Origin of the sequence: Mesorhizobium sp., from assembly GCF_005063415.1 — a bacterium.
Classification (GTDB): domain Bacteria; phylum Pseudomonadota; class Alphaproteobacteria; order Rhizobiales; family Rhizobiaceae; genus Mesorhizobium.
Genome location: NZ_SUEG01000238.1, coordinates 1 through 4,796, shown reverse-complemented (window position 1 = coordinate 4,796; position 4,796 = coordinate 1). Strand labels below are relative to the sequence as shown.

Below are 4,796 nucleotides of genomic sequence, written 5' to 3'. Positions count from 1 at the left end.
CTGAAGATCGGCACCCATATCACCATCATGGAAGGTGGGCGCATCGTGCAGACCGGCGCGCCGGAGGACATCGTGCTGCGGCCCGCCAACGACTATGTCCGCGACTTCATCGCCAATGTGAACCCGCTCTCGGTGCTGACCGCGTGGAACGTCATGCGCGACCGCCGCGACCTCGAGCACGGCGAGAACGGCTGGGTGTGGCTCGATCGGCGCAAGACGACGCGCTTCAAGATCGACGAGCGTGGGCTGGTGGCGGCGGCCGAGCGCGACGGCAAGCCGGCGGTATGGGTGTCCTGCGCCGATGTCGAAGCCCAGCCGGAGGAGACTGCGCAGGTGTTCTGGGCCAATCCCGGCACCTCGCTGAAGACCGTGATGCTGGCCATGCATCGCTCGCAGACCGCACCGGTGGCGCTGTTCGACGACCAGTCGCGCTTCGTCGGCGCTATCGGCGTCAGGGATGTGCTGAGCGCGGTGTTGCGAAGATAGTTTTTATCCTTGGGAAGAGAACCAAGGACCAAACGCCGGCTTAGCCCGATACCGCAAGCTAAACCGCCAGCGGCAGGCGCAACTCCGTCAACAGGCCGCCATCGGGATGGTTGGACAGGCTGACTTCGCCGCCGGCGCTACGGGCGATGTTGCGGGCGATGGTCAGGCCGAGGCCGAGGCCGCCGGTCTGGCGGTTGCGCGACTGTTCCAGGCGCACGAACGAGCCGAACACGGCGTCGAGCTCGGCCTGCGGTATGCCCGGACCCTCGTCGCGGATCGCCAGCGTGATGATCCTGTCCGATTGACGCAGGCTGAGATGCGCCTTCTTGCCATAGGTCACAGCATTCTGGACGAGGTTGGTGACGCAGCGCCGTAGCGCGACCGGCCGCGCGACGCAGATCAGGCCGCGCGAGCGCGTGTACTCATTGTCGAAGGAGACCTCCTCGAAGCCGTCTGCGATCGATTCCACCAGCGACCAGAAATCGATCCTCTCGCTCTTTTCCTCTGTCACTTCGAAGGTGGCGAAGTCGATGACCGAGCTGGCAATGCCTTCGATGTCGGCGAGGTCGTGCGCCAGCGCGGTGCGGACGATGGAATTCCTGAGCAATTCGAGGCGCAGCCGCATCCTGGTCAGCGGCGTGCGCAGGTCGTGCGCCAGTGCGGCCGCAAGATGCTCACGGTCCTCGACATAGGCGCGCAGCCTTGCCTGCATGGCATTGACCGCCTTTGCCGCGGTGCGCACCTCGCGGCTACCGCTCTCGGCGATCGGCGGGCTCTTCAGGTCCTCGCCGATCCGCTTCACCGCGGTCTCCATCATCCGGTAGGGCGCCGTCAGCCGCCGCAGCGACCAGATCGAGGAAGCCACCACCAGCCCGGCGATCAAGGCATAGAGCGGCAGGCTCTCGAAGCTCAGTATCGGCCCGGCCGGTGTGTTCGGTTCGGTGAAGTTCAGCCATTGGCCGTCGGCAAAGCGAAGCGAGGCCGTCAGCTTGTCGCTCTGCGCGAAATCGGCCGCCAGCACCAGCAGGTCGCGCTCGACCTGGCCGATATCGGGACCGGCGACCGTCCCACCGGGAGCGTCGGCTTCGTGCGTTGCCGGGTCGCGGCGGACCCGCGCGTCGGTGATGCCGAACTTCGATAACCGGCCGACCAGTATGTCCTCCAATTCGGCCAGTTCGTCGTCGCCGGCTATCGAGGAAGTAACCGCGGGCGTGTTGGAAACGGTGAGCGCATAAGTGGCGTTGAACAGGCCGGAGGCCGTCGCCTTGCGCTGTTCGGGGGTGGCGTCATGCATCAGCTGTACCAGCGAGAAGGCGCGGTCGTTGAGCCGGTAGAGATCGACGACGTCATTGGCGGCGGCACGGTCGTGCGAAACGATGTAGAGGGTCGCGATCTGGCTGATCAACAGGCCGGCGATGACGATGAGCAGCACCCAGACCGGCAGCGTTTGCGGCAGGATGCGTCTCATTCGGAGGTCGTCTCAGGCAGAAACTGATAGCCGCCGCTGCGCACGGTCAGGATCAGTTTCGGCGTTTTCGGGTCATCCTCCATCTTGCGCCGCAGCCGGCTGACCAGAATGTCGACGCTGCGGTCGAAGCTATAGCCGCTGTCGCCGCCGGAAAGCTCGATGAGCTGCTCGCGGCTCAGTACGCGTTGCGCGCTCTTGACGAAGGTCTGCAGGAGATTGAATTCGGCCACCGTCAGCTCGATCCTGACGTCGCCTGGCGCCATCAGCCGGCGGCGCGAACAGTCCATCGTCCAGCCGGCGAAATGGTAGATCTGCCGCGAGGCGGCGCGTCGCGGTTCGGCGGCGCCATTGCGCCTCAAGACAGCACGGATGCGTGCGAGCAGCTCGCGCGGATCGAAGGGTTTCGGCACGTAGTCGTCGGCGCCCATCTCCAGGCCGACGACGCGGTCGGTGGTCTCGGTGACCGCGGTCAGCATGATGATCGGTGTCGAATAATTGGCGCGCAACTCGCGGCAGAGCTCCAGACCGCTCCTGCCGGGCAGCATGACGTCCAGAACGATCAGGTCGACCTGGGCGCGGCGCAGCACAGTCTCCATCTCGGTGCCGTCGGCGGCGACCGATGTATGCAGCCCTCGCTTCTGGAAAAATTCCTGAAGCAGGTCGCGAATGCCCTTGTCGTCGTCGACGATCAGTATGTGGGGGTCGGATTTCACAGGGAACCTGACATTTGTGGATCGCCCAAGCCGTGCTTCGGCCGTCACCCAGACGATAGAATTCAGGCCATAAGTTGGCCAGTCGAGATCGGCGGCCCGATCCGGGCTGCCCAGAAACAATCCAGAAACAAAATTCTACAATCCGGAAAAACTGCCGAAAAAAATCAAAGGCATAAGTGGTGCCGTGGCGGTCAGGTCATCGGCTGCGACACGCGTTACGGGATTACGGACAGACCAATGCAAAGGTTCTCGATCAGTCTGATGGGTGCGTTGCTTTCCATTTCGCTCGTCACGGCCGCGGTTGAACAAGCCGATGCAAAACTGGCCGATGCGAAGGTGGCCAATGCAAAGGCGGCCGATGCAAAGGTGGCGACCACCCGCAGCGAGCGTTGCATCGATCTGAACCGCCAGTTTGACGAAGCCCTCGAAACCCATGCCGCGGCAACGCAGGTCACCGCGGCGAAAGCACTTCAAAGAAAGGGAAACCGGTTCTGCGCCAACAAGAAACAGGCACAGGGAATCCGGATGCTCGCGAACGCTTTGAAGCTGCTTGGAGTGACACCGATCGATCCCGTTCAGTGACACTCAACCCGATCTGCACAAAAAGGAAGTGAAGCCATGAAAAAGTCCCTCCTCTCCGCCCTCGGTCTCGCCATCGCGCTGGCCTTCTCGATGCCGGTTCTCGGCGCCAGCAGCGCCAATGCCGCGACCACCACCCCGGCTGCGACGACAACGACGACCGCTGCGCCAGCCAAGGCCGTGAAGAAGGTCGCTGCCAAGAAGACCGTCAAGAAGCACAAGAAGCACGTGGTCAAGGCAGCTCCGAAGGCCTGATCAGGCGACATCTTTTTACCCTATGAGAAGACCGCTCCAGTTGCGATTTTGCCTGGAGCGGTCATCTTTTGTTGGCGTGCAGACAGTACGGCCGGTCCCGGCCCACACCGCCAGTTGAACGCCAGCCGGCAGTTCCCACATAGGCACGGATTTGTGAACTGCGCTCGCCGGGAAGCCTATCGCGAGCGGTTGAATGGACGACCGCTTTTGCCCATGTCAAAATGACCGCAAAGCTGTCGTACGCAATTGCCGGTCCAATGCCTGAAATCACGACAAAACCCCGTACCAGCACGAAGCCGAAGGTCGAACGGCCGAAGCTCTACAAGGTCATCCTGGTCAATGACGATTTCACGCCGCGCGAGTTCGTCGTGACGGTGCTGAAGGCCGAGTTCAAGCTCAGCGAAGACCAGGCGCATAGGGTTATGATCACCGCGCACCGGCGCGGCGTCTGCGTCGTTGCTGTCTTCACCAGAGATGTCGCCGAGACCAAGGCGGCGCGAGCGACCGATGCCGGCAAGGCCAAGGGCTACCCCTTGATGTTCACCACGGAGCCGGAGGAGTAGGGCTCCTCCTCGCCCCGTTTACGGGGAGAGAGAAGGGAAGCCCGGCTTGCCGGGCGGAGCAGGGTGAGGGGCAGCGCAATGTCTGAAGAAAGTTTCACAGCGCCGGCGCCGCCCCTCATTCGCCTGCGGCACCTTCTCCCTGTATGAGACGGGGAGAAGGGAACTACCGCCCTTCGCGGTACCACATCGAGCCCATCGCCAGAAGCAGCAGGCCGAGGCCGAGGAAGCCGCCGAACAGCGGCACGCGCGAGACGGCCTTGAGCACGCTGTCGTCGGTGGTGCGCAGCCCGATCCAGTCGTTGCCGGAGGCAGCGCCCGAGGAACGGACCGGAACGATCGAGGGTAGCGTGACCGTGCTGGTGAGAGTGCCAAGTGTCGAGGCCGGCGCCAGCCGGCGAACGCTGCCGCCGGTTGCCTCAGCCGGTGGTTTCAGCCGGTTCTCGGTGGAGACGACGTCGGTGAATTCCGGCGCGTTGACCGGTCCGACATGGGCCAATGCAGTCAGGTCCCCGTTGCCGACCTGATAGAGACCGATTTCGCTGGTCTCGACGCTGCCGAGGAAGACACCTGGTTCGGATTTCTCGAGCCTGACGATCAGTGCCTTGCCGGATGGCGTGATGACTTGCGCCGGACCGGGATCGTCACTCATCGTCTGGCGGCGGATCTCCAGCACCATGCCGCGGCCGTCGGCGGTCAGCCGCTCCTCCTCGAGTTCGGGCTCCTTCATCAGCC

Annotated in this window: 6 protein-coding genes and 1 pseudogene; 4 read left to right on the top strand and 3 right to left on the bottom strand. The window is 63.5% G+C overall.

The window, feature by feature from the left end; translation table 11 throughout:
- A partial coding sequence (locus E5W70_RS30805; RefSeq protein ID WP_366509765.1) for a CBS domain-containing protein occupies window positions 1-486 on the top strand: 486 nt, incomplete at its 5' end.
- A gap of 58 nt (window positions 487-544) precedes the next feature.
- Here E5W70_RS30805 and E5W70_RS30800 read toward each other — a convergent pair.
- Complete coding sequence (locus E5W70_RS30800) at window positions 545-1,954, bottom strand: ATP-binding protein (protein ID WP_292665028.1); 1,410 nt, start codon at window positions 1,952-1,954, stop codon at window positions 545-547.
- Window positions 1,951-2,667 carry a response regulator transcription factor gene (locus tag E5W70_RS30795; protein WP_292665027.1) on the bottom strand — a complete coding sequence of 239 codons (717 nt, stop codon included), beginning with the start codon at window positions 2,665-2,667 and terminating at the stop codon, window positions 1,951-1,953. Before E5W70_RS30795 ends, E5W70_RS30800 begins: the two co-directional genes overlap by 4 nt.
- Window positions 2,668-2,904: 237 nt before the next feature.
- On the opposite strand from E5W70_RS30795, the gene E5W70_RS30790 reads away from it, so the two are divergent.
- From E5W70_RS30790 to clpS, 3 genes are all read left to right on the top strand, one after another.
- The gene (locus E5W70_RS30790) at window positions 2,905-3,249 is read left to right on the top strand and encodes a hypothetical protein (RefSeq protein ID WP_292665026.1); all 345 of its coding nucleotides are present in this window, start codon (window positions 2,905-2,907) and stop codon (window positions 3,247-3,249) included.
- 36 nt (window positions 3,250-3,285) lie between these two features.
- On the top strand, window positions 3,286-3,501 hold the full coding sequence (locus E5W70_RS30785; protein WP_292665025.1) for a hypothetical protein: 216 nt from the start codon (window positions 3,286-3,288) through the stop codon (window positions 3,499-3,501).
- A 257-nt stretch (window positions 3,502-3,758) separates the two neighbouring features.
- On the top strand, window positions 3,759-4,064 hold the full coding sequence (gene clpS / locus E5W70_RS30780) for an ATP-dependent Clp protease adapter ClpS (RefSeq protein ID WP_023719223.1): 306 nt from the start codon (window positions 3,759-3,761) through the stop codon (window positions 4,062-4,064).
- A 163-nt stretch (window positions 4,065-4,227) separates the two neighbouring features.
- Here clpS and E5W70_RS30775 read toward each other — a convergent pair.
- A pseudogene (locus E5W70_RS30775) lies at window positions 4,228-4,796 on the bottom strand (hypothetical protein); the annotation flags it as partial.

Excerpts from the sequence above, each read along its gene's own strand:
- E5W70_RS30790 (WP_292665026.1), top strand. The coding sequence starts at position 2,905 with ATGCAAAGGTTCTCGATCAGTCTGATGGGTGCGTTGCTTTCCATTTCG.
- E5W70_RS30785 (WP_292665025.1), top strand. The coding sequence starts at position 3,286 with ATGAAAAAGTCCCTCCTCTCCGCCCTCGGTCTCGCCATCGCGCTGGCC.
- clpS (WP_023719223.1), top strand. The coding sequence starts at position 3,759 with ATGCCTGAAATCACGACAAAACCCCGTACCAGCACGAAGCCGAAGGTC.
- E5W70_RS30800 (WP_292665028.1), bottom strand. The coding sequence starts at position 1,954 with ATGAGACGCATCCTGCCGCAAACGCTGCCGGTCTGGGTGCTGCTCATC.